The sequence below is a fragment of the Bradyrhizobium sp. Cp5.3 genome (assembly GCF_000426265.1).
Classification (GTDB): Bacteria; Pseudomonadota; Alphaproteobacteria; order Rhizobiales; family Xanthobacteraceae; genus Bradyrhizobium; species Bradyrhizobium neotropicale.
Map to the genome: position 1 here is coordinate 1 of NZ_AUFA01000127.1, position 1,855 is coordinate 1,855.

2 protein-coding genes are annotated in these 1,855 nt (G+C 57.7%); both read left to right on the plus strand.

Going from position 1 to position 1,855, the window contains the following annotated elements; all coding sequences use genetic code 11:
* On the plus strand, window positions 1–1,166 hold a 1,166-nt coding region (locus K289_RS0140740), incomplete at its 5' end, for an ABC transporter substrate-binding protein (RefSeq protein ID WP_245284153.1).
* Between the two features lie 75 nt (window positions 1,167–1,241).
* A complete protein-coding gene (locus tag K289_RS47355; protein ID WP_156918474.1) occupies window positions 1,242–1,676 on the plus strand; it encodes a hypothetical protein in 435 nt (144 codons plus the stop codon).
* Window positions 1,677–1,855: the final 179 nt, after the last annotated feature.

Consider the following 1,855-nt stretch of genomic DNA (forward strand, 5'->3'; position numbering starts at 1 on the left):
GCTATTGGACGATCCGACGCGAAAACATCGGCGGCCTGCAACGATTGTCGACTACGGCCGCTTCCGAGCTATCCATTTCCACACAACCAAGACCCGAAGGGGTCCTGCACCACACGCCGCACTTGCGTTGCAGCATTCGTGCCTCGGATGCGAAACGTGTTACTCTCCGCCGGTCGTCCTCAAGCCTTGGTGAGGATCGAATGGACCGGCGAGATTTCATAGCGGCTACTGCGGCGCTGCTCGTTTCGCCACGACGCGTGCGGGCACAAGGGCCGCCTCGCCAAATCGGTTTCCTGGGCAATTTCTTGGATCCGCTGGGTCGCGAGGCGTGGCGCCGTGGCTTGCGTGAAAGAGGCTGGATCGAGGGCAAGAACCTCCTCGTCGAATATCGTTTTGCCGAAACCCCGGATCGCATGCCAACTTTAGCCGCCGAGTTGGTGACGCTAACTCCTGATCTGATCATTGCCGCCGGGCCGGAACCAGCCCTAGCACTGAAATCGGCAACTGGAACCATTCCGATAGTATTCGTGGTCGTGTTCGATCCGGTCGGGCTCGGCCTTGTCCAAAGCCTCTCCCGCCCAGGCGGCAACATAACGGGTCTTGCGACCTACGTGCCGGGAGATTGGGCCGCAAAACGAATTGAAATCCTCCGGGAGCTGGTCCCGAACGCCTCAAAAATTGCCCTCTTGGTCAATCCGGGCAACCCGATGCACCGGCTGACATTGGCCGAGGAGGTGCCCCGTACAGCCCGGGAGCTAGGCGTGGCTCTGCCGGCAGTTGAGGCGACTACCGCCGAGGCACTTGATACGGCCTTTGCTTCGGCCGCCGCGCAGCATGCCGATGCAATCATTGTTCTGGGCGATGCTCTGATCTTCCGCCAGGCCCCGCGAGTAATTGCCCTCGCAGCGAAATATCATCTGCCCGCGATGCATCTGTTCCGACAATTCGCCGATGGCGGATTGGTCGTCTACGGCCCCGACCTATTCGATCTATTCCGCCGTGCAGGCAGCTTTGTCGATAAGATCCTCAAAGGCGCCAAGCCTTCCGATCTGCCAGTAGAGCAGCCGACCAAATTCGAGCTAGTGATCAACATGAAGACGGCCAAAGCGCTCGGCCTCACCGTGCCGACCTCGTTACTCCTTCGCGCCGATGAGGTGATCGAGTAGCGGCGTGTTGCACTGCATGAGTCCGTTCATGGCCCCATTGCGGACCTTAAGAAGACTTGGCATCGTGGTGCGATGATGAGCGATCAGCCTTCGAATATGCGTACATGGAAGACGACAGGGCTTTGCGCACTTTCTTTGATTGTTGGTTGTCTTGTATTCGACAGGGCAGAGGCCTGCGCGGTGGCGAGTTCGCAAAGTGGTGTGCTCTTTGACCATATTCCCGAAGAAATCGACGCGCCAGTAATCGTCGAGGTGACGATCGTCAGCAGAGAAGCCGATATTAGCTCTCCGGACCATACTCCATTGGCAGTGATGAATGCTCGGGTCGAAAGAGTCGTCAGGGGAACACTCGATAGCGACGCCTTAAAAGTCGTTACCTACCTTAGCACTTGTACCAGAATTGGCGTAGGACATGGTTTCGCGGCCGGCAGGCTCGAGCATGATGCTCAGCTTGGGCCCGAGCTGATTGCGATACAGCGATCCTATGAGATTCTCACGCAAAGACGATGAATCCGGCCCGTCTTATCGACGTCTGCTTAGTGAGGCAGAGCGGGCTGCAATTTGCCCACGTTGAGTACTTCTCAGTTTGACCCCAATGTATGGTCCGGCCGTGCGGTGCAAGAAGATTTCGACGATCCGGTAGATGCGGTCTTGCATCAATGTATCCGGCCTCTGCTTGGAGCACAGTG

What these genes read in the sequence shown, in the direction of transcription:
- K289_RS47355 (WP_156918474.1), top strand. Translation starts at nt 1,242, where the DNA reads ATGAGCGATCAGCCTTCGAATATGCGTACATGGAAGACGACAGGGCTT.